The 26,734-nt window shown below is 32.9% G+C and carries 26 protein-coding genes; 18 read left to right on the forward strand and 8 right to left on the reverse strand.

Annotated elements, in window-relative coordinates; genetic code table 11:
* Positions 1–173: 173 nt before the first annotated feature.
* From DFR66_RS00675 to DFR66_RS00700, 6 genes are all read left to right on the forward strand, one after another.
* Positions 174–941, forward strand: a complete 768-nt coding sequence (locus DFR66_RS00675) for a ParA family protein (protein WP_114752940.1) — start codon at positions 174–176, stop codon at positions 939–941.
* A 4-nt stretch (positions 942–945) separates the two neighbouring features.
* Positions 946–1,845, forward strand: a complete 900-nt coding sequence (locus DFR66_RS00680; RefSeq protein WP_114752941.1) for a ParB/RepB/Spo0J family partition protein — start codon at positions 946–948, stop codon at positions 1,843–1,845.
* Positions 1,845–2,405, forward strand: coding sequence for a DUF5683 domain-containing protein (locus DFR66_RS00685; RefSeq protein ID WP_114752942.1), 561 nt, complete (start codon positions 1,845–1,847; stop codon positions 2,403–2,405). The genes DFR66_RS00680 and DFR66_RS00685 overlap by 1 nt, the downstream gene beginning before the upstream one ends.
* Before the next feature lie 59 nt (positions 2,406–2,464).
* Positions 2,465–3,166, forward strand: coding sequence for a 4-hydroxy-tetrahydrodipicolinate reductase (gene dapB / locus DFR66_RS00690; RefSeq protein ID WP_114752943.1), 702 nt, complete (start codon positions 2,465–2,467; stop codon positions 3,164–3,166).
* A 71-nt stretch (positions 3,167–3,237) separates the two neighbouring features.
* Entirely contained in the window at positions 3,238–4,824 is a 1,587-nt protein-coding gene (lepB, locus tag DFR66_RS00695; RefSeq protein WP_114752944.1) for a signal peptidase I, read from the forward strand.
* Between the two features lie 90 nt (positions 4,825–4,914).
* Positions 4,915–5,541 (forward strand): WbqC family protein, encoded by a 627-nt coding sequence (locus DFR66_RS00700; protein WP_114752945.1) that lies wholly within the window; start codon positions 4,915–4,917, stop codon positions 5,539–5,541.
* Positions 5,542–5,557: 16 nt separating this feature from the next.
* On the opposite strand, the gene DFR66_RS00705 is transcribed toward DFR66_RS00700, so the two are convergent.
* From DFR66_RS00705 to DFR66_RS00730, 6 genes are all read right to left on the reverse strand, one after another.
* Positions 5,558–6,604 carry an endonuclease/exonuclease/phosphatase family protein gene (locus DFR66_RS00705; RefSeq protein ID WP_114752946.1) on the reverse strand — a complete coding sequence of 349 codons (1,047 nt, stop codon included), beginning with the start codon at positions 6,602–6,604 and terminating at the stop codon, positions 5,558–5,560.
* 46 nt (positions 6,605–6,650) lie between these two features.
* Positions 6,651–7,520 carry a rhomboid family intramembrane serine protease gene (locus DFR66_RS00710; RefSeq protein ID WP_114752947.1) on the reverse strand — a complete coding sequence of 290 codons (870 nt, stop codon included), beginning with the start codon at positions 7,518–7,520 and terminating at the stop codon, positions 6,651–6,653.
* A gap of 60 nt (positions 7,521–7,580) precedes the next feature.
* Positions 7,581–8,327, reverse strand: a complete 747-nt coding sequence (locus DFR66_RS00715; protein WP_114752948.1) for a rhomboid family intramembrane serine protease — start codon at positions 8,325–8,327, stop codon at positions 7,581–7,583.
* Positions 8,324–10,165 carry a DNA mismatch repair endonuclease MutL gene (gene mutL / locus DFR66_RS00720; RefSeq protein ID WP_114752949.1) on the reverse strand — a complete coding sequence of 614 codons (1,842 nt, stop codon included), beginning with the start codon at positions 10,163–10,165 and terminating at the stop codon, positions 8,324–8,326. The genes DFR66_RS00715 and mutL overlap by 4 nt, the downstream gene beginning before the upstream one ends.
* Positions 10,166–10,352: 187 nt before the next feature.
* Positions 10,353–10,928 carry a 6,7-dimethyl-8-ribityllumazine synthase gene (gene ribH, locus DFR66_RS00725; RefSeq protein WP_114752950.1) on the reverse strand — a complete coding sequence of 192 codons (576 nt, stop codon included), beginning with the start codon at positions 10,926–10,928 and terminating at the stop codon, positions 10,353–10,355.
* A gap of 106 nt (positions 10,929–11,034) precedes the next feature.
* Positions 11,035–11,808: a tetratricopeptide repeat protein gene (locus tag DFR66_RS00730; protein WP_114752951.1), complete on the reverse strand. Its 774-nt coding sequence runs from the start codon at positions 11,806–11,808 to the stop codon at positions 11,035–11,037.
* Between the two features lie 231 nt (positions 11,809–12,039).
* On the opposite strand from DFR66_RS00730, the gene recF reads away from it, so the two are divergent.
* The 12 genes from recF (at position 12,040) to DFR66_RS00790 (ending at position 24,822) form a co-directional block, all read left to right on the forward strand.
* Positions 12,040–13,119: a DNA replication/repair protein RecF gene (gene recF / locus DFR66_RS00735; protein WP_114752952.1), complete on the forward strand. Its 1,080-nt coding sequence runs from the start codon at positions 12,040–12,042 to the stop codon at positions 13,117–13,119.
* A gap of 79 nt (positions 13,120–13,198) precedes the next feature.
* Positions 13,199–13,897 (forward strand): thioredoxin domain-containing protein, encoded by a 699-nt coding sequence (locus DFR66_RS00740; protein ID WP_114752953.1) that lies wholly within the window; start codon positions 13,199–13,201, stop codon positions 13,895–13,897.
* 6 nt (positions 13,898–13,903) lie between these two features.
* Positions 13,904–14,575, forward strand: coding sequence for a DUF2461 domain-containing protein (locus DFR66_RS00745; RefSeq protein ID WP_114752954.1), 672 nt, complete (start codon positions 13,904–13,906; stop codon positions 14,573–14,575).
* A gap of 5 nt (positions 14,576–14,580) precedes the next feature.
* Entirely contained in the window at positions 14,581–15,648 is a 1,068-nt protein-coding gene (locus tag DFR66_RS00750) for a glycosyltransferase (protein ID WP_114752955.1), read from the forward strand.
* Positions 15,649–15,757: 109 nt separating this feature from the next.
* The gene (gene murB / locus DFR66_RS00755) at positions 15,758–16,771 is read left to right on the forward strand and encodes a UDP-N-acetylmuramate dehydrogenase (RefSeq protein WP_114752956.1); all 1,014 of its coding nucleotides are present in this window, start codon (positions 15,758–15,760) and stop codon (positions 16,769–16,771) included.
* 131 nt (positions 16,772–16,902) lie between these two features.
* Positions 16,903–17,517, forward strand: coding sequence for an FMN-binding negative transcriptional regulator (locus DFR66_RS00760; RefSeq protein ID WP_114752957.1), 615 nt, complete (start codon positions 16,903–16,905; stop codon positions 17,515–17,517).
* 87 nt (positions 17,518–17,604) lie between these two features.
* Positions 17,605–18,711, forward strand: coding sequence for a glycosyltransferase (locus tag DFR66_RS00765; protein ID WP_114752958.1), 1,107 nt, complete (start codon positions 17,605–17,607; stop codon positions 18,709–18,711).
* A complete protein-coding gene (locus DFR66_RS00770; RefSeq protein WP_114752959.1) occupies positions 18,702–19,253 on the forward strand; it encodes an RNA polymerase sigma factor in 552 nt (183 codons plus the stop codon). The genes DFR66_RS00765 and DFR66_RS00770 overlap by 10 nt, the downstream gene beginning before the upstream one ends.
* A gap of 269 nt (positions 19,254–19,522) precedes the next feature.
* A complete protein-coding gene (locus DFR66_RS00775) occupies positions 19,523–20,344 on the forward strand; it encodes an energy transducer TonB (protein ID WP_114752960.1) in 822 nt (273 codons plus the stop codon).
* 307 nt (positions 20,345–20,651) lie between these two features.
* Positions 20,652–21,551, forward strand: coding sequence for a lipoyl synthase (gene lipA / locus DFR66_RS00780; protein WP_114752961.1), 900 nt, complete (start codon positions 20,652–20,654; stop codon positions 21,549–21,551).
* 79 nt (positions 21,552–21,630) lie between these two features.
* Positions 21,631–22,623 (forward strand): type I glyceraldehyde-3-phosphate dehydrogenase, encoded by a 993-nt coding sequence (gap, locus tag DFR66_RS00785; RefSeq protein WP_114752962.1) that lies wholly within the window; start codon positions 21,631–21,633, stop codon positions 22,621–22,623.
* Positions 22,624–22,650: 27 nt separating this feature from the next.
* The gene (locus tag DFR66_RS00790) at positions 22,651–24,822 is read left to right on the forward strand and encodes a tetratricopeptide repeat-containing hybrid sensor histidine kinase/response regulator (protein WP_114752963.1); all 2,172 of its coding nucleotides are present in this window, start codon (positions 22,651–22,653) and stop codon (positions 24,820–24,822) included.
* 3 nt (positions 24,823–24,825) lie between these two features.
* On the opposite strand, the gene DFR66_RS00795 is transcribed toward DFR66_RS00790, so the two are convergent.
* Together DFR66_RS00795 and lpxK are read right to left on the reverse strand one after the other, a co-directional pair.
* Positions 24,826–25,638, reverse strand: a complete 813-nt coding sequence (locus DFR66_RS00795) for a purine-nucleoside phosphorylase (protein WP_114752964.1) — start codon at positions 25,636–25,638, stop codon at positions 24,826–24,828.
* Positions 25,601–26,635: a tetraacyldisaccharide 4'-kinase gene (gene lpxK / locus DFR66_RS00800; protein ID WP_114753172.1), complete on the reverse strand. Its 1,035-nt coding sequence runs from the start codon at positions 26,633–26,635 to the stop codon at positions 25,601–25,603. Before lpxK ends, DFR66_RS00795 begins: the two co-directional genes overlap by 38 nt.
* Between the last annotated feature and the right edge of the window lie 99 nt (positions 26,636–26,734).

The raw sequence follows: 26,734 nt of genomic DNA on the forward strand, positions 1-26,734 counted from the left end.
ACAAATTATCAAAATTGCTGCTCACCACTGTAATAACTCCAGAAAATCTAATCCGTTGTTAAAATAGAAATCTGTCAAAAGACAAGGAATCAAGCTTTAACAAATGTTAACAAAATAGATTTTTAGAAACCATAAATAATTGTATTTTTACGGTTCAAAATTTAGAAAAATAAATGGGCAAAATCATCGCGATTGCTAATCAAAAAGGAGGAGTTGGAAAGACTACAACATCAGTTAATCTTGCTGCTTCGTTAGGAGTTTTAGAAAAGAAAGTATTACTTATAGATGCTGATCCACAGGCAAATGCGTCTTCGGGATTGGGTATTGATGTTGAATCTGTTGAAATAGGCACATACCAAATTCTGGAACATAGCCATACGCCAAAAGAGGCCATCATACAATGTTCTGCTCCAAATGTGGACGTGATCCCATCGCACATTGACCTTGTTGCTATTGAAATCGAATTAGTAGACAAAGAAAATAGGGAATACATGCTTAAAAAAGCCTTGGAAAGCATCAAGGACGAGTACGATTATATCATTATCGATTGTGCGCCATCACTTGGATTGCTTACCTTGAATGCATTGACAGCTGCTGACTCTGTAATTATACCTATTCAATGTGAGTATTTTGCACTGGAAGGTTTAGGGAAATTATTGAATACAATAAAAAGTATCCAAAAAATTCACAATCCAGATTTAGATATCGAAGGGTTGTTATTGACCATGTTTGACTCGAGATTGCGTTTATCTAACCAAGTAGTTGAAGAGGTTCAAAAACATTTTAACGATATGGTATTTGATACTATTATTCAAAGGAATGTAAAACTGAGTGAAGCACCTAGCTTTGGTGAAAGTATAATAAACTACGATGCTACAAGCAAAGGAGCTACTAATTACTTACATCTTGCTCAAGAAGTTATAAAGAAAAACAGTAAATAGTTTTATGGCAAAAGCAATAAAAAAACAAGCCTTAGGAAGAGGATTATCTGCGTTATTGAAAGATCCGGAAAATGATATAAAATCCGTAGAAGATAAGAATGCTGATAAAGTTGTAGGTAACATTATTGAGCTTGAAATTGAAGCAATTGAAATAAATCCGTTTCAACCAAGAAGTAATTTCAATGAGGAATCCCTGAGAGAATTAGCGACTTCTATCAAAGAATTAGGCGTTATTCAACCTATTACAGTACGTAAATTAGACTTTAATAAATACCAGTTGATTTCGGGTGAGCGTCGTCTTCGCGCATCGACTCTTGTGGGATTAAAAACAGTCCCAGCTTACATTCGAATTGCAAATGACAATGAGTCATTAGTTATGGCTTTGGTGGAAAACATCCAGCGTCATGATTTAGATCCAATTGAAATTGCACTTTCCTACCAACGTTTGATTGATGAAATTCAATTAACTCAGGAACAAATGAGTGAGCGAGTAGGGAAAAAACGTTCTACGATTGCAAATTATTTAAGACTTTTAAAGCTAGACCCGATAATCCAAACTGGAATTCGTGATGGTTTTATTAGTATGGGTCATGGACGTGCAATAATTAATATTGAAGACCAAGATATTCAAACTGATATTTATCAAAAAATAGTTAGCCAAAACCTATCCGTTCGCGATACAGAAGCTTTAGTAAAAAACTATCAGGAAAGTCTAAAACCTAAACCTGCTGGTAAACCAAAAACTGCTTCATTTGAAATAGCTGAAGCACAAAAAAGCGCTTTTACAAATTATTTTGGAACAAAAGTCGATGTGAAAGTAGCTGGAAACGGTAAAGGAAAAATCACTATTCCATTTCATTCTGAAGAAGACTTCAACAGAATTATAAAACTAATAAACGAATAGTGCATAAAATAATTTTCATAAGTCTACTCCTTTTTATTGCAGGAAAAAATACTGTTTTTGCCCAAACAAAAACAGAATCGGTACTTGTGGCTAAAGACACTTTGAAATCAAATGACATTGATCCGTTAACTCCGGCAAAAGCAGCTTTCTATTCAGCAATTTTGCCGGGTTTAGGTCAAGCTTACAATAAGAAATACTGGAAAATACCCATTGTTTATGGAGCATTAGGAACCAGCGTTTACTTTTACATAGATAACAATAGGAAATACCATCAATATCGAGATGCTTACAAAAGCAGATTGGAAGGGTACACTACCGATGATTTAGGTTTCTTAGACAATAATCGATTGATTGCCGGACAAAAATTTTACCAAAGAAATCGAGATTTATCAGCATTGGTAACTTTAGCATTTTATGCTTTAAACATCATTGATGCTAATGTAGACGCTGCTTTAATACAATTCAACGTGGATGAAAACTTATCAGTAAGACCCGTTATTTATCCTAATGATGTAACATTGAAGACAAATATAGGACTAACATTTAATTATAATTTTTAGATTGGAAACAGAAAACTAAATTCATCTTTAAAATTTTAATTTATAAATATAAAAAACAAATGAAAATTGCGCTTTTAGGATACGGAAAAATGGGTCAGGTAATTGAAAGAATTGCACTGGAAAGAGGACATGAAATCGTTTTGAAAAAAGATGAAAACAATACTTTTGACGGTCTTTCAAATGCTGATGTGGCTATAGATTTCAGTGTTCCAACTGCTGCAGTCACTAATATTTCAAGTTGTTTTCATGCTAAAGTCCCTGTAATTTCAGGTACAACAGGCTGGTTAGAACATTATGATGAAATGGCCGCACTTTGCACTGCTATGAACGGTGGATTTATCTCTAGCTCTAACTTCAGTTTAGGTGTAAATATTTTCTTTGAGCTCAACGAATATTTGGCAAAAATTATGTCAAAATTTGAAAGTTATAAAGTAGAAATGGAAGAAATTCATCATACCCAAAAACTAGATGCACCAAGCGGTACCGCTATTTCATTAGCCAAAGGCGTAATTGAAAACAGTTCATATACCAACTGGACATTAGACAAACCTGAAGCCAATCAAATTCATATTGAAGCAAAAAGAATAGGTACTGTTCCTGGAACGCACACCGTAACATACAATTCTGTTGTTGATGCAATCGAGATAAAGCATACCGCACACAATCGTGAGGGTTTTGCTCTGGGTGCTGTGATTGCAGCCGAATGGATTGTGGGAAAACAAGGTATTTATACCATGAAAGACGTATTAGATTTAAAATAAATTATTCAAGAGTTTTAGATTCTCATTTCTGTTGGAACATTCTTAAACTTTAAACTTTAAACAAAAAAACAATGACACTATATCAATGGTTTGTATTTTTCTTACTGGTACAAATAGTTCACTTTTTAGGAACGTGGAAATTATATGAAAGTGCGGGAAGAAAACGTTGGGAAGCGGCTATTCCGGTATACAATGCTATAGTTTTGATGAAAATAATAGGTAGACCTACGTGGTGGACTATCTTGCTTTTTATACCAATTATCAATTTGATTATGTTTCCTGTAATCTGGGTGGAAACATTGAGAAGTTTTGGAAAACGATCTGGATTAGATACTTTTTTAGGAATTGCAACTCTTGGATTTTACATCTATTATGTCAATTACACTCAAAAATTAAATCATATAGCTGACAGAAGTTTAAGTCCACAAAATAAGACAGCTGATACCGTTAGCTCTTTACTTTTTGCAATTATCGTAGCAACTATAGTACATACCTATTTAATTCAACCCTATACAATCCCTACTTCTTCCTTAGAAAAGTCCTTATTAGTAGGTGACTTTTTATTTGTAAGCAAAATGAATTATGGTGCTAGAGTTCCTATGACTAAAGTAGCGTTGCCAATGGTTCATGATTCAATCCCTGTAACTAAAAATAAATCATACTTATCTTGGCCACAATTACCTTATTTAAGACTACCTGGAATTCAAAACATAAATAGGACTGATATTGTAGTATTTAACTGGCCAGTGGATACCGTTTATAGATTTTTTGACACTTCAAAAAGACGTGCTTTCAAACCAGTAGACAAAAAATCGAATTATGTAAAAAGATGTGTTGGAATTCCTGGGGACAACTTATCTATAAAAGACGGTATGGTTTACATTGATGATAAACTACTAGAATTACCTGAAAGAGCTAAACCCCAATTCTCCTATAAAGTAGCATTAGACGGAAAAACGCCAATCGATTTTGAACACTTACTGAAAGAGATGGACATAACCGACCCAGTAATGGTTACTGATGAAACAAAAAGAGACACATTAATCTTTAGTGCTTTGACGTCTGCAAGTGCAGATAGATTAAAAAATGTACCTGGTATCACAGCAGTAATCAGACAAATATCAAGAGATGTTGATCAAGCTAATAACGGAAAAGGAGTTTTTCCTCATATTAATAAATGGAATAGTGACAATTACGGTCCAGTTTATGTTCCTGAAAAAGGAAAAACTGTCGCTTTAACAACTGAATCATTGCCATTTTATAAAACCATAATTACTGATTATGAAACAAATGAAAATGGGGATAAAAATGAACTTAAAGTAACTGGAAACGAAATAAGAATAAATGGTAAAGTAGTCAAAAATTACACTTTCCAACAAAATTATTACTGGATGATGGGTGACAACCGTCATAACTCCGAAGACAGCCGTTATTGGGGATTTGTACCAGAAAATCACATTGTAGGGAAACCTATTTTTATCTGGTTAAGTTGGGATACAAACGGTAAAGGTTTGAATAAAATTCGTTGGGATAGAGTTTTCACAACAGTTAGTGGTGAGGGTCAGCCTCAATCCTATTTTAAATATTTCTTATTCGCTTTAGCAGCATTTTTCGTTGGAGAATATTTTTGGAAAAAAAGAAAAGAAGCAAAAAAATAGTCCAAAGTTTAGAAGTTTAAAGTCATAAAGTTGCTAGTTAATTGCGCTTTATGACTTTTGACTTTATAACTTTAAAAACTTTAGACAAATATGAACATCCTCCTCCATCCTACCTATTTCCCATCGATAAGCCATTTTGCAGCCATGGTACAATCGAAAAGTATAACCTTTGAAATAGAGGATAATTTTCAAAAGCAAACTAACCGAAACCGCGCATATATTTATAGTCCAAACGGGATTCAGTTATTGAATATCCCCGTTAAACATTCGAAAGAAAGTCATCAAAAAACAAAAGATATCAAAATTGAAACTGATTTTGATTGGCAAAAACAACATTTCAAATCATTTGAAGCAGGATACCGAAGTTCTCCTTTTTTTGAGTTTTTCGAAGATGACATCAGACCAATTTTCGAAAAAAAATATACTTTTTTATTGGATTTAAATTTTGAGATTTTCGACATCCTATTACATTGTTTCCGAATGAAAGCGGATTACACGACTACAACAGAATACTTTCACGAAGTTGACACTACTTTATTTACTGATTTCAGAACTTTAGTAAACGGAAAAAAAGACCTTTCAATATTTGATAGCTATACGCAGGTTTTTGATGATAAACACGGTTTTATCAACAATCTTAGCGTTCTCGATTTACTTTTTAACGAAGGAAAATATGCTATGGAATATTTAAAAACTCAAAAACTGATTCTGAAATAAAATACTTGATTAGTTTTTAATCCAGAGAAAGTACTGCCAGAATAGGGAAATGATCTGAATTTATAAATTGGGGGAAATTTTCGAATTTCTTAACTTTCATCCTTTCGTCAGCAAAAATATAATCAATTCTGGCTGGATAGTACCTAAATTTATAAGTCTCCCCAAAACCGATTCCAGCTTCTTCAAAACTATCTTTGAGCTTCCCCTTGATGCTTCGGTACACGTAAGAAAACGCGCTATTGTTCATGTCGCCACAAATGATAATAGGATACGTACATTTTATTTTATGTTCCTTAAAAATCTCGGCTTGCTGTTGCTGTTGCTTAAAAGCTTTACTGATTCTAATAAATAACATTTGTGATTTGTGCTGATTAATCGCATCTATATTTTCATCAATTTCATTGACATCAGGAGATATTTTTATGGATTGAATGTGCATATTATATACCCTAATAATATCCTTTCCTTTTTTTACATCGGCAAAAACAACGTTGTTACTCGAATTTGGAAAAATGATATTTCCTTGGTTAATAATTGGAAATTTAGAAAAAATAGCTTGTCCTTTTTTAATTTGGTTACCATCAGTAAAAATATATCGATGAGGATACACTTTCAAATCGATATTAGCTGATGATGAGTACTCCTGAATACACAAAATATCCGGATTTTTATCATTAATAAACGTGAGAATATCTGAAGGAACATCATCTCTGTCAATCCATTTAAAAACATTGAACAGACGAACATTATAACTCATCACGGTAAAGTCTTTTTCTTCTTTAGGAAACTCTGGTGAAGAAAATTTATAAAATTTATTTATAAAAGTAATCCCTATTAATAAAACCAAACCAGAGACTATCAATTGCTTTTTTAATTGTATGGCCCAATAGACAAAAAACAAGCCATTCAAAATAAAAAATAATGGCATAAAAAGTGTCAAAACAGACAAAAGAGGAAACGATTTTGGTGCTAAAAAAGGTAAAGCATAGGCAATAAAAGTCACAACAGTAAGGACTATATTCAAAAAAAAGATTCCTTTATTAAACCACGAAAGATTTTTCATTTTCTATATTTTACAGTGAGATACAATCTAAAATCTTATTTGATACTTATTTCCCTACTTTGAACAAAAATTCTTTCTCTTCTTTAGTTAAACTATCATAACCTGACTGACTAATTTTATCTAAAATTTCATCTATCTGTTGCTGAGATATATCTTTTGTAACGATTTTTGAAACACTTTTTACCAATGGCTTACTATAATTTTTATGTACTTTTTTAAATGGTATTGACGTATTTTTTTTAAACAAATTTGCAAAAAAATCTATCAAACGAGTGACTATCGTACTTAAATCGGTTCCATTTTGAAGCAATTTAATAAAAATAAAACCAAAAAAAGCACCAGAAAGGTGAGAAATATGTCCACCCATATTTTCTGAGCGCAGTTGCATTAAATCAACAATAATAATGACGGCGGTGATATGCCAAAGCTTAACATTTCCAAAAATCAATAAACGAAGTTCCATCAAAGGATGATAGGTAGTAGTGGCAACCAAAATAGCCATAATAGCGGCTGAAGCACCTACAATTGGCGCATTAATATTTAAAAAATAAAATACCAAAATATAACAAATTCCAGCAAAAATTGCACTCAACAAGTACAATCCTAACAATTGCTTAGAGGTAAAATAGGTCATAAATAACCTACCTGAAAAATTCAAAATAATCATATTAAATACGATATGCATGATTCCGCTATGAAAAAAAGAATACGAAAGCAATGACCAAGGTTTCCATAACAAATACGATGGATTAGAGGACAAACTTACAAATTGAATGTAATCAATCGTAATGCCCAACAAAGATAAAATAGAAAAAACAAGCCATGGAAGAACGAACAAAGCCACATTCCAAAAAATTAGCTGAATCACTAATCCTCCCATCTTATATTGTAATTTCAGATCGTCAATAATATTCATAATTCAATTGTGATTTAAGAGCTGATATTTAGATTTGCTACTTCAAAAAGTATAATCATTTTAGTTCCAACGGTTCTTATTGAACTGATTTTTCTTCCAATACCACATAATAATAAATCCAAAAAATGCTCCGCCAACGTGTGCAAAATGTGCAATTCCACCACCACCAAAAATTGATTTACCAGATATCCCTAAATACAAATCGACTAATACTAAACCTGGCACAAAATATTTTGCTTTTATGGGTACAGGAATAAACATTAGAGCCAATTCAGCATTAGGAAACATGAAAGCAAATGCAACTATTATTCCGTAAATAGCTCCAGATGCACCAACTGCAGTACCCACAAAGGCACTGGTAAAATTCTGAAAATCAGAAACGGATATAAATTCTTGCCATCTCGTATCAATTTTACCCTCATTTAAAAGTTGTAAAATATCTTGTTTTTCAAATCCATTGGAAACTAAAGTATTTAAACCATCTTGAAAATAGTAATAATTTACTCCAGTATGCAATAAAGCAGCACCTAGTCCACAAGAAATATAGAAAAACAAAAACTTTTTGCTTCCCCACATTTGCTCTAGAGCAGATCCAAAAGAATACAATGCAAACATATTGAAAAAAATATGCATAAAATTACCATGCATAAACATATGGCTTAATGGTTGCCACAATTGAAAATCCGGATTTTCAGGAAAATATAAGGCCAATATTTTATAAGCAGCATCACCTATCGCAAGGGTACCTACAAAAAACAATACATTTACAATTATTAATTGTTTGACGGTTTCAGTTACATTTCTCATATTGCAAATTTTTTATCTAAATCTTCCACACGCATGGTAATGAAAGTGGGTTTATGAAATGGGGAAATATTTGGCTCTTTACAAGCAAAAAGTCCGTTAACCAAGTTCTCCTGTTCTTTTTCAGTAAGGTGTGTTCCTGTTTTCACGGCTAAACTTTTAGCCATAGATTTGGCAATTGTATCGTTCTGGCTAAAACTGCTTTCAGGAATTCCGTCCTGCAAATCGCTTAATAATTGTTCTAAAACCAGTGAAACTTCGCTCTCTGTTACATTTACAGGAATTCCAGAAATTACGATATGATCAGTATTGTTTTCTTCAAAGACAAATCCGGTATTCATTAAAGATAATTGTAACTCAGCGATAAGGTCCATTTCGCTTGACGAAAAAAACAAGTTCAAAGGAAACAACAACTGCTGACTTGATGCCTGATTAACGGTCATATTCACTAAAAACTGCTCATACAAAACACGTTGATGCGCGCGTTGTTGGTCGACAATTACCATTCCTGATTTGATAGAGGAAACGATATATTTTTTATGTATTTGATACGTTTTATGAACAGAGTGTTCTACTTCTTCGTCATTAAATAAAGAGGAAGTCACCTCTTCATTCTCGAAAGTGATGTGTCCTATTTCATCCGTATCTTGCTTTAAACCTACATAAAGACTTTCCCAATTAGCCGTTGGTTCCGGTTTTCTGTAACTGGAAAATTGCTTGCTGGGTTTTTCTTCGGAAAACGGATTGAAGTTTCCATCAACTTGAATCGTAGGTGTTGCGCCTTCTAAATCTTTGTAATGATACGGTGTATCTAAATTAGAATCACGGTCAAAATCCAAAACTGGGGCTACATTAAACTGTCCCAAACTATGTTTTATGGAAGCCCTTAAAATAGCATATAAGGCGTGTTCATCATCAAACTTAATTTCCGTCTTAGTAGGATGAATATTGATATCAATGGTATTAGGCGGAACTGATAAATATAAAAAATAACTAGGTTGTGCCCCATCTTTTAAGATTCCATCATAGGCAGCCATCACCGCATGATGCAAATAACCACTTTTTATAAATCGGTCATTGACAAAGAAAAACTGCTCTCCCCGATTTTTTTTGGCAAACTCAGGTTTACTGACAAATCCCTGAATCGTCACTATTTCTGTTTCTTCCTGAACTGGAACTAATTTTTCATTTGTTTTACCTGAGAAAATATTGACAATTCTTTGTCTTAGAGTTGAGGGCGGTAAATTAAACATTTCACTGCCATTGTGATAAAACGTAAAATATATTTTAGGGTGCGCTAAAGCCACACGTTGGAATTCATCAATAATATGGCGGTATTCCACCGTGTCAGATTTTAAAAAATTGCGTCTTGCCGGTATATTAAAAAATAAATTTTTGACTGCAAATGAAGTTCCTTTTGGCAAAACAGCAACATCTTGAGAAACAAACTTACTACCTTCAATGACAATGTGCGTTCCAAGCTCTTCTTGATCTTGCTTGGTTTTCATCTCCATATGTGCAATTGCCGCGATAGAAGCTAGTGCTTCCCCACGAAATCCTTTGGTGTGTAATGAAAACAAATCTTCGGCTTGACGAATTTTAGAGGTAGCGTGACGTTCAAAACACAAACGCGCATCCGTAACGCTCATTCCTAATCCATTATCAATCACTTGAACCAATGCTTTTCCAGCATCTTTAAGAATTAATTTTATATCTGTTGCTCTGGCATCTACTGCATTTTCCAGCAATTCTTTGACAACTGACGCTGGTCTCTGAACGACTTCTCCAGCAGCAATTTGATTAGCAACATGATCAGGAAGTAATTGAATTATACTCGACATTAAAAAATTTAAGTTTAAAGTTTAACCCCTCGACTGTGCTAAGGGTGACAATGGTTTATTATAAAACCAAGAATTACAAATTTAATGAATTTCTATTGGGATTAATAGCTTATTTAATCATAAAAAAAACAAAAAACCTATACTATTTATGAGACAGTATAGGTTTAATAATTAGTGTTTTTATTATTTATTCCTTCAACTCTAAAGGTCTCCCTTCTTCTAATTGAATAGCTCCTGCAGATAATAAATGTTGATTATCAATTTGATGTGATAAAGAGGCCTGCTGACGAATATAGGCCATTTTGATAGCCGCAATAGCAGCTTCAGTACCTTTATTACCGTGAACACCTCCACTCCTATCAATAGATTGTTGCATGGTATTATCAGTCAATACACAAAAAATTACGGGAATATCCGTTTGAACATTCAAGTCTTTTATGCCTTGTGTAACTCCTTCACACACAAAATCAAAATGTTTAGTTTGCCCTTGAATTACACATCCAATAGCAATCACAGCATCAACATTTTGTGTTTGCAACATTTTCTTCGAACCATATATAAGTTCAAAGCTTCCAGGAACATTCCAGCGAATAATATGCTGAGCAGGAACTTGATTTTCTAGAAGGGCTTCAATAGCACCTCTGTAAAGTCCTTCAGTTATGGAATCATTCCACTCTGAAACAACAATCCCAAAGCGAAAATCTTTCGCGTTTGGGATTGAATTTTTATCATACTCTGATAAGTTTTTATTTACGGTAGCCATTTTATTTTAAAATTTTGATTATCGAATTCTGATTTCAGAAATTAAAGGTAGTATTTTGAATTCAAAAAACTCCAATCTTAAATCACCAATCTCATATCATTTTTTACTATTGTGCTAATCCTATCAAGACATCAACTGAAGCACCCTCTGGAGTTCCTTCAAAATTATCTTTAATTTCTGTAAAATATTTCAAAGCGTCTGCTTTATTTCCTAATGCCAAAGCTGTTTTCCCAGCTTTCAACAAGAAACGCGGTGTTGTAAAATCGTTTTTATTAGACTCAGCAGCCATTACGTAATTCTCTAAAGCTTCTTTTGGTTGATTTTTTTGAGAATAAGCATCTCCAATTGCTCCTTTTGCTAAAGCTCCTAGAACAATATCATCTGATTTAAATTTACTTAAATAATCTATTGCTTCCGAATATTTTCCTGTGTTCAAATAAGCAATACCTGCATAATAATTAGCTAAATTTCCAGCATCAGTTCCAGAATATTCATCTGCAATTTTTAAGAATCCAAATTTACCTTCTGAACCATTTAATGATAACTTATATAATGAGTCACTAGCTACTCCTTCAGTTGCTTTTTGGAAATTTTGTTGTGCTACAAACATTTCGTTAGCCGCTTCCTCTTCTTGTGGTGCTGCAACGAATCTTTGGTATCCTAAATAACCAATTGTCAGAATGGCTGCAACGGCAACTAAACCTATAATAACTTTTTGATTTTTAGCTACCCAATCCTCAGTTATTGTAGCTGTCTCATCTAATTTAGAAAAAACCTCAGCAGTAGTACTGTCTTTTTCGTCAATGTTTACCGCTTCAACTTCGCTTTTTACTTCTTTTTCTTTTGGTGCTTTATATCCTCTTTTATTGTAAGTCGCCATTTATTTTTAATTTAGTGAGTCGCAAAAATAAAATTTTTATTCAAACCGACATAAAAAATATGCTTTTATATTCAAAAAAATATTACGGGAGGTTCTTTCTTTCCAAAGGAAAAATAATTTCCACAGAAAAAATCTAAAAGGCAATTTTATCGATATTTTTCAATAATTTGCACCCACTTTGAAAAACCCTTTTAAAAACATCAAAGTTCTCAATACCAGCAAGCCTTACAGATGTATTTAAAAAAGATTTCATTATTCAATTATAAGAATTTCTCGGAAGTAAATTTCGATTTTGATAGCAAAATAAATTGTTTCGTAGGTAAAAATGGCATAGGAAAGACAAATGTACTTGATGCAATATACCATTTATCGTACGGGAAAAGCTATTTTAATCCGTTAGCGGTTCAGAATATAAAACATGGAGAAGAATTTTTTGTCATTGACGCTGAATTTGAAAAGAACGAAAGAACAGAACAAATTCTTTGCAGCTTAAAAAAAGGACAAAAAAAGATATTAAAACGCAACGGAAAGGCGTATGATAAATTCTCAGATCACATTGGTTTTATTCCTTTGGTGATTATTTCTCCTGCTGATAGGGATTTGATTGTAGAAGGAAGCGAAACCAGACGTAAATTTATGGATAGCGTGATTTCGCAACTAGATCCCCATTATTTGCAGCAACTCATTCAATACCAAAAAGTAATGAGCCAGCGTAATGCTTTATTGAAATATTTTGCATTGAATCATGTTTTTGACACCGATACGCTGTCTATATATAATGAGCAACTCGACGGTTTTGGCACTTATATTTTTGAAAAAAGAAAAGAATTCATAGAACAATTCATTCCTATTTTCAACACGCATCATCAAGCCATAACGGGTTCGCAGGAAACTGTGCAACTGGTGTATGAAAGTCATTTATTCGAAAAAGATTTACTGACTCTTTTACAGGAAAACATCAATAAAGATCGGGCTTTACATTACACAAGTGTAGGAATTCACAAAGACGATTTAGCTTTTGATATTGACGAACATCCAATAAAGAAATTTGGCTCCCAAGGCCAGCAAAAATCATATTTAATCGCCTTAAAACTGGCGCAATTTGAGTTTCTAAAAAAACAAAGCGGTGTAAAACCAATTCTGTTATTTGATGATATTTTTGACAAACTAGACGAAACTCGAGTAGCCAAAATAATCGAAATGGTTAACAGCGATACTTTTGGACAACTTTTTATTTCGGACACACATCCAGAGCGCACGGAAATTATTGTAAAATCGACCCATCAGAGTTATAAAATTTTCAACTTATAACTTTTATTTAATAGTTTTTATAGCGTTCAAAAATCGAAAAAAAGCTAATTTAGCTTAATAAAACTTAAATCAAATCACAATGAAATTCAGTTCAATATTCCTAGTAATCACATCTTTTGCTTTTTTGTCTTGTCAAGGCCAAGGCACAAAGGAAAGCCAAACTATAGATGCAAAAGTTTTTAGTACAAAAATTGCAGCAACACCAAATCCGCAAATTCTGGATGTACGAACCCCTGCGGAATTTTCGTCAGACCATATCGACAAAGCAGTAAATATAGATTGGCTTGGAGATAGCTTTGTTGCAGGAGTAGAAAAACTAGACAAAACAAAACCTGTTTTTGTGTATTGCAAAAGTGGCGGAAGAAGTCAAAGTGCCGTTGAAAAACTGGAAGAACTTGGCTTTACTGATGTTTACCAATTACAAGGAGGAATTTTAAAATGGGATGCTGCAGGACTATCCAAACCAAATAACAAAATTACAGGAATGACTGTGCAGGACTATAATAAATTACTAGACTCCGATAAAAAAGTATTGGTTAGTTTTTATGCAGAATGGTGTGCACCATGCAAAAAAATGACACCATACATCACAAAAATGCAAACTGAACTAGCAGATAGCGTAACCATTATACGATTGGATGCCGATAAAAACAAAACCTTAATGACCGAAATGAAAATCAGTGAACTTCCTACCTTATTACTATATGAAAAAACAGCAGTAAAATGGAAAAAATCCGGTTTCATTAGCGAAGAAGAATTAAGAAAACAAATACAGTAGTACAAGATGCTTTCAAAAGAAACACTACAATTTCTGGATGATTTAAAAGCCAATAACAACCGAGATTGGTTTTTAGAAAATAAAAAACGCTACGAAGCTTTCAAGAAAGATTACCAGCAATTAGTTGCTGATTTACTGGACGCTATGAAACCACTAGATCCATCACTGGAAATGCTGGAAGTTAAAAATTGTACGTTCAGAATCAATCGCGACATTCGGTTTTCTAAAGACAAAACACCTTACAAATCTCATTTGGGAATCTGGCTTTCGTCTGGTGCAAAAGGTCTGAATCGTTCTGGTTATTACATTCACCTAGAAAAAGGCGCCAGTTTTATTGCTGGTGGTTTATACTGTCCAGAATCCGAGGATTTAAAAAAAATGCGCAAAGAAATTGCTTTTTTCCATGATGATTTAGAGGCTATTCTTGATGAAAAAGATTTCAAAAGAGAATTTGGCGATTTTGATAGAAATGAAAAAGATACTTTAAAAAACCCACCAAGAGGCTACGACAAAGAACATCCAGCGATAGAATTATTAAAACTAAAGAGTTTTGAAGCTACTCAAAAAATTGAATTCAGCGCAGCATCCAAAAAAGATTTTGTTGCTGTAATGAGTCAAAAACTGATTGCGCTAAAACCATTGAACGATTTCATTAATCGCGCCTTAACGTCGGAATAATCACAATGAAAAAAAGGAAAATACTTTTTCTTGGAGAATCCTACAGAGCCGATGCCATCACTTGGATGAACGGACTCAAGGAATTTGGCGATTTTGAAATTATCACTTGGGAATTAAAAATGCCCAGCGATTGTTTTAAAAACCGAATTTTAAGGATTTTTGAATTTGAATTGGCTATTTTCAAAATCAGAAAATTAATTCAATTGCAGAAACCGGATATGGTTATTGCAGAACGAACCACCAGCTACGGCTTTCTTGCTGCATTATCAGGAGTAAAACCTGTTGCGATCGCACAACAAGGCAGAACAGATTTGTGGCCTGAAACTTCCATTTTACTCCCGTTAAAAAAAATGATTCAAAATTATGCGTTTAAAAAAGCGGATTTAATTCATGCTTGGGGACCCGTGATGACTATTTCTATGATGGAAGCCAAAGTAGATATGAATAAAGTCTTGATATTGCCTAAGGGAATTGATTTGGAGAAATTTAGCAATCAAAACAGTGCCAATCCTGAAAAAATCTGTGCTATAGTCACGCGTTCATTACTACCAGAATACCGCCATGATATTATTTTAAAAGCATTTGCAATTCTAAATCAAAAAGGAACAGATTTTGTATTGACGATTATAGGAGACGGAGCACAACTTGAAACATTGAAAAACTTAGCAAAAAATTTAGGAATCGAAAATAAAGTGAAATTTACAGGAAGAATCCCAAATACTGAATTACCAAAACTATTACAAGAATCTAACATATATATTAGTATGCCCATAACCGAAGGTGTTTCAGCCTCATTATTTGAAGCAATGGCTACAAATTGCTATCCGATAGTTAGTGATATTGCAGGAAATCAAAGTTGGATTAAACATAAAGAAAATGGCCAATTAGTTCCAGTTGACGATTATAAAGTGCTCGCAGAAGAATTAATATGGGCATTTGAAAACAATAAACAAAGAAATGAAGCCGTTTTGAAAAATAGAATATTTATAAAAAAAAATGCAGACTACTCTACCAATATGAAAATTATCGCCCAAAAATACCACGAGATAATCGATGGATTAAATGTAAAATAAGCTGTTCCTGAATTAATAGATTCTGTCTGATTGACAAAATTCACCAACAACTAAATTTTAATTCATATTTTTGACATAGGATTAAACAATACAAAACGCACTTTCTTTTATGGAAATACAATCTAATTTTTCACTAAAAAAATACAATACATTTGGCATTGAAGCCAAAGCAAAAAAGTTTGTGGCAATACATTCTGTGCAGGAATTGAAAAATGTTTTGCAAGAAAATAAGACCACTCAAAAATTTATTTTAGGCGGTGGAAGTAACATGCTTTTGACAAAGGATATTGATGCGCTTGTCATTCATATCGATTTAAAAGGCAAGAAAATTATTGAAGAAAATGATAATTTTGTTTGGGTCGAAAGTCAGGCTGGGGAGAGTTGGCATGAATTTGTGCTTTGGACTATTGATCAGAATTTGGGTGGATTAGAAAACATGTCACTTATTCCCGGAAACGTAGGGACTACGCCGGTACAAAACATAGGTGCGTATGGTACCGAAATAAAAGATACTTTTGTTTCCTGCGAAGCAATGACGATAGAAAGTCAGGAAATAAAGACGTTTACTAACGAAGAATGTAATTTTGGATACCGAGAAAGCGTTTTCAAAAATGAAGCTAAAAATCAATACATTATCACATCGGTTGTTTTTAAATTGACAAAAAACAATCATAAAATTAATATTTTGTACGGAGATATTTCATCTGAATTAGCTAAAAATAACATCACAAATCCTACTTTAAAAGATATCAGTAACGCCGTAATTGCCATTCGACAAAGCAAATTACCAGACCCAAAAGAACTGGGAAACAGTGGTAGTTTTTTTAAAAATCCAATACTACTGAAATCAGATTTCAAAAAAATACATCAGCAATTCCCTGAAATGAAGTATTTTGATATTTCTGAAACCGAAGTTAAAGTTCCCGCTGGCTGGCTAATCGAGCAAGCAGGCTTCAAAGGAAAACGTTTTGGTGATGCCGGAATCCATAAAAACCAAGCTTTGGTTTTAGTGAATTATGGAAACGCAACAGGTCAGGAAATTTTGAATGTTTCAAAAGATATTCAGGAAACAGTTTTCAAAATATTCGGTATTCATATTGAAGCTGAAGTAAATGTGATTTAGATTTCAGCTGGCAGTGTTCAGTCGCAGTTTTCAGTTTAAAAAAAAAAAAAATCGGAAATACATATTAATTTCAGATTATTAATACCAAAATAGTATTTCAAAACTTCTAAATCCTAATTTTAAAATTAAAGATGTACACTCCAGAAATTTACAAAAACGAAAATCAAGAAGAAATCAAAAAGTTTCTGCAAGAAAATAGTTTTGGAATTCTAATCAATCAAACAAATGGAAAATTGTGTGCTACGCATATTCCTCTAGAACTGGAAACCAACAAAGAAGGCAAAGACATTTTATCCGGGCATATATCTAAAGAAAATCCACAATGGAATGGCTTCATGGAAAATGACCAAATTTTAGCAGTATTTTCAGGACCTCACAGTTATATTTCTTCCTCTTGGTACGACCATGAAAATGTACCTACATGGAACTATATTGCCGTTCATGTGTATGGAAAAATCAAAATTATTGAAGGCGAAGCCGTCATAGAATCCTTAAAAAAGTTAGTGGATAAGTACGAACAAAATTCAGAGAACCCAGTTCGCATTGAAGATTTGTCTCAGAAAACCATGATGCAATCCCGAGGTATTGTTGCGTTTGAAATTGAGATTACTGAAATACAAGCTACAAAAAAAATGTCCCAGAACAGAGACGAAAAAAACAAACAAAACATCATTTCTGAATTAGAAAAAGTAAATTCAAATCAGTCCATTGCTATTGCAAATGGGATGAAGAAATGCCCAATATAAATTCTTTCGAAATTCACAGATTGTATTTAACAAATCACAATTCTATTCATACCTTTGCACTCGATTTAAAAAATTCATTAAACTCAGATGCTTATACTAATTCTTTACTTTTTTATTTTTATTGTTATTGTTCAAATTTCGTATTATTTAGGCGCTTTTGGGAAATTTGCTTTCGCTAAAACACAAAAAATAACACCAAAAAGGATCCCAATTTCGGTGATTGTTTGTGCTAAAAACGAAGAGGAAAATGTCGCAAACTTTATTCCTCTACTAGCAGAACAAAACTATCCTGATTTTGAAATTGTACTGATTGATGATGCATCAAGTGACGCTACTTTAGATGTTTTTGAAGGTTTTGAAAAGCAATATCCAAATGTTCGTTTAGTAAAAGTAGAAAATAACGAAGCTTTTTGGGGAAACAAAAAATACGCTTTGACATTAGGAATAAAAGCCGCTAAAAAAGATTATTTGCTATTCACCGATGCTGATTGCTACCCAACAACAAAAGAATGGATAACTGCTATGAGTTCTCAATTTACAATGCAAAAAACAATTGTTTTGGGTTATGGTAAATATGAAAAAATCCCAAATTCTTTTCTGAATAAAATAATTCGTTTTGAAACTTTATTGACAGCAATTCAATATTTTTCATGGGCAAAAATTGGATATCCATACATGGGCGTTGGAAGAAATTTAGCCTACAAAAAAGAAGAATTTTTCAATGTAAAAGGATTCATCGAACACATGCAGATACGTTCTGGAGATGATGATTTATTTGTAAACCAAGCGGCAAAAGCTAAAAACACAACAATTGCCTACACTCCCGAAAGTTTTACGCTTTCTAAACCAAAGACTACTTATAAAGACTGGTTTGTCCAAAAAAGAAGACATATTGCTACGGCAAATTATTATAAACCATTCGATAAATTACAATTAGGAGCGTTCTACTGTTCGCAATTACTGTTCATTGTACTGCCTATTATTTTGTTAGCATTTCAATTTCAATGGATATTAGTTTTAAGTTTAATTGCATTACGTTATCTTGTGGCATGGATTGTGGTAGGTTTTTCAGCAGGAAAACTAAAAGAAAATGATATCAAATTCTGGTATCCTATTGTTGAGTTAGCACTTGTCATCACGCAAATCAATATCTTTATAACTAATATATTCTCAAAACCAGTACATTGGAAATAAACAAACAAATAGAAAAAGCAAAACAAGGCGATCAAATTGCCTTTACTTTTCTATTGGATTATTATTGGAATGAAGTGTATGGTTTTATGTTAATACGCACCGAAAACGAAACAAATGCCGAGGATATTACCATCGAAACATTCTCGAAAGCATTTGATAAAATAGGTACTTACAACTCGGAATTTCAGTTCAACACTTGGCTCATTGCAATTGCAAAAAACGTACACATCGACTTATTACGAAAAAAGAAATCAAGTCTATTTGTAGAAATTACTGATGATCAAGATCAGCAAGCCTACAATATTGCAGATACAACTCCATCTGCAGAAGATGAATTGATTACTGAACAAAATCTTTCTCGGCTATTGCAATTCATAAAAGAATTAAAGCCACATTATCAGGAAGTGATTCAGTTGCGCTATTTTCAGGAAATGAGTTACCAGGAAATCGCAAATAAAATTGATGAACCTTTGAGTAATGTGAAGATTAAATTACTTCGTGCCAAAAAACTTCTGGCTGAAATTATTCAGAATAAAAGGTAGCAATACTCTAAACAAAATAATTAATCTACTTACATACTCTACAAAGCGCCTTTATTAATTTGAATGCGCTTTTTTTTGCGAATATCTACTCCATAATACTTATAAAGAAAACAATAAAATAATGTTTAAGTTAAATAATTAAATATAATTCAACTAAAAACAAAAAAAATTATTAAATTTATATACTAGAAAATTAGTTTTACACGTTATGTAATAAAAAACATCTCTGCTTATGATTTAATTGTACTTAACCACTAAATCCATAAATTATGTCAAAACTAAGCATTTACGAGACCGGTTGGATCAACCTAGTATTTCAAGATCGAAACAAAGAATATGGCGCGTATCAATTACGCCAGGAAAGTACTAAAACTGCATTGTCAGCACTATTTATGGGTGTGTTATTTTTATCAGCGGCAATAAGTATTCCCATAATCATTAACTATTTAAATCCTAATAAAGGAATCCCGATAAGTATACCTGAACTTACCAATACCGTGATCAAAATTACAAACATAATTCCTAATCAGCTTGAAGAAAAAAAAATTCTTCCAGAGATAAAAACCAAAAGTATAGATATTCAAGTTAAAAACGACCAACTTGTTAATCCTGTAATTGTTCAGGCCTCACAAGCAAATCAAGAGATTGCAAAAAACACCGATAATACTAGTGCATCAAATACAAACAGTGAAGGTACTGGGACTATAGGAATTAATCCAACTTCTTCTACAGAAACAGGAATCGAAACAGTAAAACCTGTTGATCTGGGTAATACAATTGTTAGTAGCGTAACTCTCGATAAACTACCTGAATTCCCTGGCGGAATTAACAAATTTTATAATTATGTTGGAAATAACTTTGAAAAACAAGAAATAGATGGCAGCGGATCAATTCGAGTATATGTTTCTTTTGTAATTGAAAGAGACGGAAGCATGACAGACATCCAAGTTAAAAGAGATCCTGGCTATGGTTTAGGCAAAGAAGCTGTTCGCGTATTGAAATCCTTAAAAACAAAGTGGACACCCGGAATGATTGCTGGAAAACCAGTGCGAACTGCATATAATCTTCCCATTACGATACAAATGAATTAAACACAAAAGCTTCAATTAATTTTGAAGCTTTTTTTTATCCATATTATTTTATGCTTTCTATTTTAAACCAGTAAAAAGTTAAATCTACAACTGATTACTACACAAAAACAATATTGAATTTTGGAGTTCGGCAAATTATATTTACAGTTACATTTTGCTTGCAGTAAACAAAATTTGATTTAGAATACTCCTTAAAACAAGTAAATTTTACACACTAAAATCGTAGGCTTCTCTTTCATCAAATAAACATATAAAGGAATCCACAAATAAACTACATTCCTTATCTTTGTGCTCTGAAAATTGATATATGGAAACTGTTTTAGAAAATACTTTACCTGTAGAGACCCGAGGCGGAGCCGAAACGAGCGTAGCTAAACCTAAATGGCTGAAAGTAAAACTCCCAATTGGACAAAAATACACTGAGCTTCGTGGCTTAGTTGATAAATATAGTTTGAACACGATATGTACTTCCGGAAGTTGCCCAAACATGGGTGAATGCTGGGGCGAAGGAACAGCAACATTTATGATTTTAGGAAATGTGTGTACTCGCTCATGCGGTTTTTGTGGTGTAAAGACCGGAAGACCAGAAACTGTAGATTGGGATGAACCTGAAAAAGTGGCACGTTCTATCAAAATCATGAATATCAAACACGCTGTAATTACAAGTGTTGACAGAGATGATTTGAAAGATGGAGGTTCAATTATTTGGATTGAAACCGTAAAAGCTATTCGCAGAATGAATCCTAACACAACGCTAGAAACTCTGATTCCAGATTTTCAAGGTATCGAAAGAAACATTGATAGAATCGTTGAAGCAAATCCTGAAGTAGTTTCTCATAATGTAGAAACCGTCCGCAGATTAACACGCGAAGTACGTATTCAGGCAAAATACGACAGAAGTCTTGAAGTATTGCGTTACTTAAAAGAAAAAGGAATTAATAGAACAAAGTCGGGTATTATGCTTGGTCTTGGAGAACAAGAAGAAGAAGTGTACCAAACCATGCGTGATTTGCGCGAAGCTAATGTGGATATTGTTACCATCGGCCAATACTTGCAGCCGAGCAAAAAACACTTGCCCGTAAAGGAATTTATAACGCCGGAACAATTTGCTAAATACGAGCAATTTGGTTTGGAATTAGGATTCCGTCATGTTGAAAGTGGCCCATTAGTTCGTTCTTCGTACAAAGCACAAAAACATATATTGTAGTCGAATGTTGTAAAGTCAGAAAGTCGAAAGGCTTGATATCTTGACTTTCTTACTTTGATACTTTAAGACTTTAAGACTTATGATAAGAATTGCCATAAATGGTTTTGGAAGAATCGGCAGGAATTTGTTCCGATTACTTTTGAACCATCCCTCAATAGAAGTTGTTGCCATAAATGACATTGCCGATAAAAAAACAATGGCGCATTTAGTGAAATATGACAGCATCCACGGCGTTTTACCATTTGCGGTCAGCGATGACGAAAAAGGCATTCTCGTAGATGGAAATCATTTCTTATTTTTTCACGAAAAAAGTATTTCAAACCTAGACTGGAAAAGTTTAGACATTGATTACGTTGTAGAATCGACGGGTAAGTACAAGACTTTTGAAGAATTGAATTCCCATATTATCGCTGGCGCCAAAAAAGTGATTCTTTCTGCTCCTTCAGAAGTAGATACTATAAAAACGGTAGTTCTTGGGGTAAATGATTTTATACTTAATGGAACTGAAACCATAATTTCTAATGCTAGTTGCACTACTAATAATGCAGCTCCAATGATTAAAGTGATTAATGAACTTTGCGGTATAGAACAAGCGTATATCACCACCATTCATTCCTACACAACAGACCAAAGTTTGCACGATCAACCTCATAAAGATTTACGTCGTGCTCGCGGTGCAAGTCAATCTATTGTTCCCACAACAACTGGAGCGGCAAAAGCATTGACAAAAATATTTCCTGAGTTTGAAGGTAAAATTGGCGGTTGTGGAATACGAGTACCCGTTCCGGATGGCTCTTTGACTGATATCACTTTTAATGTAAAACGAGCTGTAACCATAGATGAGATTAACACAGCTTTCAAAATTGCCGCACAAACAAATTTAAAAGGGATTTTAGACTACACTCAAGACCCAATTGTTTCTGTTGATGTAATTGGCAATAAAAATTCATGTATATTTGATGCTCAACTAACTTCTGTTATCGATAAAATGGTAAAAGTAGTCGGGTGGTATGATAATGAAATAGGCTACTCGTCGAGAATTATTGATTTAATTCTTCTGACAAAAAAATAAAATAACTCACAAAAAAATCAGCAGCAAATGAAATATTTTTTCGTTTACTTACTTTTTTTTAGCACTATACTGATTGCTCAACCAAATGATAAAACGGATAGCACCGCTTATTATAGCAGCTTGAGCAACGCATTTATTCAAAAAAATAACTATAAAGATGCTTTATTAAATACACAAAAAGCAATACTTTATGCAGAAAAAAACAAAAAGATTAAAGACCAAGCCCAACAAAATTTGAATCTTGGAAAAATATATTTTGATTTAAAGAAATTCGATGATGCAATAGATACGTTACTAAAAAGCGCTGCATTATTTTCATATTTCGAACCAAGTTCAGAGCAAGTTGCAACCTACTATCATATTGGCCTGTGTTATATGCAAAAGCAAAATTATGATAAAGCTCCCATTTATTTTGAGAGAGCCAGATCAATTAATGATAAATTAAAAATCTCTGAAGTTACTGAGTTACTAAACCTTCAAAAAGGTTTAATTTTCAAAGCTAATAATCAATTAGAGTTAGCAATATCGTCTTTTAAAAGTATAATTGCAAAAACTGACAATGCTATTTTAGGATACACTAAAGCAGAAGCTTTCTATCAACTAGGACAAATTGAAGCCAAACGAAAAAGAAACAATTTATCTTTAAACTATCTCAACAAAGCGTTAGATTTAAATAGTAAATCTGAAAATTTAGAACAAAAATCAAATATTTTACTGGCATTAAGTGTTGTTTATGAAAAAGTGTTAGATAAAAATAATGCGTATTTCTATTTAAAACAACATCTTAATTTAAAAGAAAATATTACAATTTTGAATAATGAAAGACTTGGCATAGATGATTACAAAAAATTCAAAGAGTCTGAAAAATTAAAAGAAATAGCACAAACTGAATATGAAAATAAGGAACAAGAAAAAGCAAATAAATTTTCTAAACTAATCAGTATTTTTGCCATTGCCTTAATTTCAATTTTATCTTTATTAAGTTTATCCTTGTACAAAAATAACATCATTAAAAAACAGTCTAATTTATTATTGCAAGAAAAAAACAAAGAACTAGAAATTGCAAAAGATAAAGCAGAAAAAGCATCAAAAGCGAGATCTGAATTTCTATCAACTGTAAGCCACGAACTACGTACTCCCTTGAATGCCATCAATGGTATTACTCATTTATTATTGGAAGAAAACCCAAAGAAAAATCAACTAGACTATTTGTCTTCGTTAAAATTTTCTGGAGATTATTTGACAAAGTTTATTAATGAAATTTTAGAAATAAATAAAATTGATTCTCAGAAATGTGAAATCGAATACACCAGTTTTAATCTGAAAGAATTATTAAAGGACATCAAACATTCTTTAAAGGAATTGGCCTTGGTTAACAATAATAATTTTAAACTTGAAATCGACGCTTCAATCCCTGACTATTTGATTGGTGATCCCACAAAATTATCACAGATCATACTGAACTTGATCAATAATGCCTTGAAGTTTACAAAAAACGGAACAGTTACGGTTATTACTAATTTAAAAAAATTAGAGGATAAAAAAGCTAATTTGTATTTTGAGATTACAGATACTGGCATAGGTATACCTGAAGATAAATTAGCAAGTGTTTTTGATAGTTTTTCACAAGGCTCAATAGAAGTAAATCGCAAATATGGCGGCACCGGTTTAGGATTGACTATTGTAAAAAAACTAATCAAAATCCTTGGCGGACATATCAAACTTAAAAGTGTGGTAGGTGAAGGATCTACATTTACATTTGACTTAGAATTCCAAATAAGTCCGCAACAGGAATCACAAATGGAAAAAAAACCAATCATTAAATATAATGCGGCTAAATTACTAAATAAGAAAATCTTATTGGTTGAGGATAATAAAATCAACCAAATGGTTACTAGGAAAATGCTAGATAATAAAGGAATTATCTGCGAAATAATTGACAATGGCGAAGACGCAATCAATTTATTAAAAACTAAAATTTTCGATTTGGTTCTTATGGATGTTCACTTACCTGGCATAAACGGAACAATTGCGACTGAAACAATACGAACATTTGACAACACTACGCCTATTATAGCTCTTACTGCGATCTCATTACATGAAAACCGCGAAATGCTATTATCGTTTGGAATGAATGATGTAATCACAAAACCATTTGTGCCAGAGGAATTTTACAAAATAATCGCTGAAAACATTTAGTTTTTAATAGTTTAAAATCAACTCTTTAATAAGACTTCTTACCTTAGGCTCTGCATTTTTAGCAGCTTCTAACACTTCGTCATGTGAAATCGTCCCGATACTTTCTTCATTACCCATATCAGTAATTACTGAAATACCAAAAGTTTCTAAATCCATGTGACGTGCTACAATTACTTCTGGAACGGTGGACATCCCGACACAATCTGCACCTAAAATTTTTACCATTTTGTATTCAGCCAACGTTTCAAAAGTTGGTCCTTGTAATCCTAAATAAATTCCTTCATGAACTTCGATATCAAGTTCGTTAGCTAATTCAGTGACTTTAGCAATCATTTTTCGCGAATACGGTTCGCTCATATTTACAAAACGAGGTCCAAAACGTTCATCGTTTTTTCCACGCAATGGATGTTCCGGTGTCATATTAATATGATCTGTAATCATGACAATAGAACCCACTTTGTAACTAGGATTTACACCACCGGAAGCATTTGAAACTATTAATTTTTCAACTCCTAAAAATTTCATCACTCGCACCGGAAAAGTAACTTCTGTCATTGAATAACCCTCGTAATAATGAAATCTTCCCTGCATGGCAACGACTTTCTTATCTCCTATTGTTCCAAAAACCAATGCGCCTTTGTGACCTTGAACTGTCGAAACAGGAAAGTTTACAATTTCATGGTACGGCAACGTATACTCGACTTTCATTTCATCTGTAAAACTCCCTAATCCTGAACCTAAAATCACTCCAAATTCCGGTGTGAAATTGATTTTTCCTTTAATCTGATTTACCGTTTCTTGTACTTTTTCCCACATAATCTATAATTGTTTTATCAAAATTTTCACTTCCCGAAACGAAAGAACTTTGTATTGGTAAATAAAAAAGTTGTTCGTCTGGCAAACTTCCCTTCAAGCGTACATAATCTTTTTCGGTAGTGATAATAATGTTGTTTTGAGCTAAATTTTTAATTTCTGAAATGTCTTTTTCGGTAAAATTATGATGGTCTGAAAAAGACAAACAGACATCATTAGTGTTTTGTAAATAAGTAAAAAATGGTTCCGGTTTTGCAATTCCTGCTACTAGCACTTTGGCAGCAACCTGAAATTCCTTTACATTTATTTTTCGATTCTCTCCATAAACAAATTCGTCGTACGCTATAAATGTAAAGTACAATTCCTGATGAGCACCAACTTTTAACCTATTTTTAATTTTATTCTGTTCGTCTAGCGAAAGATTGAAAGGGCATTTGGTTACAATAATCACATTTGCTCTTTCTGCTCCATTCCGGTTTTCACGTAAATTTCCGGTTGGTAAGATAAAATCATCCGAATATAAATCGCCGTATGAAGTAAGTAAGATGTAAAAACCTGCTTTTACTTTCCTGTGTTGAAAAGCGTCGTCCAATAAGATAACATCAGGCTTTTCATGAAGAGATAATAATTGCTCAATTCCATTTTTTCTATCAGCATCTACTGCCACTCGTATCGATGGATATTTTTGAAAAAATTGAAAAGGTTCATCACCAATATTTTTTGCATTTGTACCGGCTTCCGCCAAAATAAAACCTTTTGATTGTCTTTTATATCCTCTACTTAATGTGGCAATTTTATATTTATTAGAAAGTAACCGAATTAAATATTCGATCTGGGGTGTTTTCCCAGTTCCGCCAACACTAAGATTCCCAACAGCAATTATAGGCAAAGAAAAAGGGTAGGATTTAAAAACACCTTTATCATAAAGAAAATTCCGAATACTCGTTATCAGACCATATAAAATGGCAAACGGAAACAGCAATTTTCGCAGTAAATTCATTTTACGAAAGTAGAATAAATTATCTTTGAAATAAAAATCTAACACAGATTTCATAGATTTTCACAAATTAAAAAATAACTTTGAATGTTTGTATTAAAT

The organism is Flavobacterium glaciei (genome assembly GCF_003350545.1).
GTDB classification, from domain to species: domain Bacteria; phylum Bacteroidota; class Bacteroidia; order Flavobacteriales; family Flavobacteriaceae; genus Flavobacterium; species Flavobacterium glaciei.

What these genes read in the sequence shown, in the direction of transcription:
- DFR66_RS00675 (WP_114752940.1), top strand. Translation starts at nt 174, where the DNA reads ATGGGCAAAATCATCGCGATTGCTAATCAAAAAGGAGGAGTTGGAAAG.
- DFR66_RS00750 (WP_114752955.1), top strand. Translation starts at nt 14,581, where the DNA reads ATGAAAAAAAGGAAAATACTTTTTCTTGGAGAATCCTACAGAGCCGAT.
- mutL (WP_114752949.1), bottom strand. Translation starts at nt 10,165, where the DNA reads ATGTCGAGTATAATTCAATTACTTCCTGATCATGTTGCTAATCAAATT.
- DFR66_RS00745 (WP_114752954.1), top strand. Translation starts at nt 13,904, where the DNA reads ATGCTTTCAAAAGAAACACTACAATTTCTGGATGATTTAAAAGCCAAT.
- DFR66_RS00775 (WP_114752960.1), top strand. Translation starts at nt 19,523, where the DNA reads ATGTCAAAACTAAGCATTTACGAGACCGGTTGGATCAACCTAGTATTT.
- DFR66_RS00700 (WP_114752945.1), top strand. Translation starts at nt 4,915, where the DNA reads ATGAACATCCTCCTCCATCCTACCTATTTCCCATCGATAAGCCATTTT.
- dapB (WP_114752943.1), top strand. Translation starts at nt 2,465, where the DNA reads ATGAAAATTGCGCTTTTAGGATACGGAAAAATGGGTCAGGTAATTGAA.
- DFR66_RS00680 (WP_114752941.1), top strand. Translation starts at nt 946, where the DNA reads ATGGCAAAAGCAATAAAAAAACAAGCCTTAGGAAGAGGATTATCTGCG.
- gap (WP_114752962.1), top strand. Translation starts at nt 21,631, where the DNA reads ATGATAAGAATTGCCATAAATGGTTTTGGAAGAATCGGCAGGAATTTG.
- DFR66_RS00705 (WP_114752946.1), bottom strand. Translation starts at nt 6,604, where the DNA reads ATGAAAAATCTTTCGTGGTTTAATAAAGGAATCTTTTTTTTGAATATA.
- lipA (WP_114752961.1), top strand. Translation starts at nt 20,652, where the DNA reads ATGGAAACTGTTTTAGAAAATACTTTACCTGTAGAGACCCGAGGCGGA.
- lpxK (WP_114753172.1), bottom strand. Translation starts at nt 26,635, where the DNA reads ATGAATTTACTGCGAAAATTGCTGTTTCCGTTTGCCATTTTATATGGT.
- ribH (WP_114752950.1), bottom strand. Translation starts at nt 10,928, where the DNA reads ATGGCTACCGTAAATAAAAACTTATCAGAGTATGATAAAAATTCAATC.
- DFR66_RS00760 (WP_114752957.1), top strand. Translation starts at nt 16,903, where the DNA reads ATGTACACTCCAGAAATTTACAAAAACGAAAATCAAGAAGAAATCAAA.
- DFR66_RS00765 (WP_114752958.1), top strand. Translation starts at nt 17,605, where the DNA reads ATGCTTATACTAATTCTTTACTTTTTTATTTTTATTGTTATTGTTCAA.
- recF (WP_114752952.1), top strand. Translation starts at nt 12,040, where the DNA reads ATGTATTTAAAAAAGATTTCATTATTCAATTATAAGAATTTCTCGGAA.
- DFR66_RS00730 (WP_114752951.1), bottom strand. Translation starts at nt 11,808, where the DNA reads ATGGCGACTTACAATAAAAGAGGATATAAAGCACCAAAAGAAAAAGAA.
- DFR66_RS00790 (WP_114752963.1), top strand. Translation starts at nt 22,651, where the DNA reads ATGAAATATTTTTTCGTTTACTTACTTTTTTTTAGCACTATACTGATT.
- DFR66_RS00795 (WP_114752964.1), bottom strand. Translation starts at nt 25,638, where the DNA reads ATGTGGGAAAAAGTACAAGAAACGGTAAATCAGATTAAAGGAAAAATC.
- DFR66_RS00740 (WP_114752953.1), top strand. Translation starts at nt 13,199, where the DNA reads ATGAAATTCAGTTCAATATTCCTAGTAATCACATCTTTTGCTTTTTTG.
- lepB (WP_114752944.1), top strand. Translation starts at nt 3,238, where the DNA reads ATGACACTATATCAATGGTTTGTATTTTTCTTACTGGTACAAATAGTT.
- murB (WP_114752956.1), top strand. Translation starts at nt 15,758, where the DNA reads ATGGAAATACAATCTAATTTTTCACTAAAAAAATACAATACATTTGGC.
- DFR66_RS00710 (WP_114752947.1), bottom strand. Translation starts at nt 7,520, where the DNA reads ATGAATATTATTGACGATCTGAAATTACAATATAAGATGGGAGGATTA.
- DFR66_RS00715 (WP_114752948.1), bottom strand. Translation starts at nt 8,327, where the DNA reads ATGAGAAATGTAACTGAAACCGTCAAACAATTAATAATTGTAAATGTA.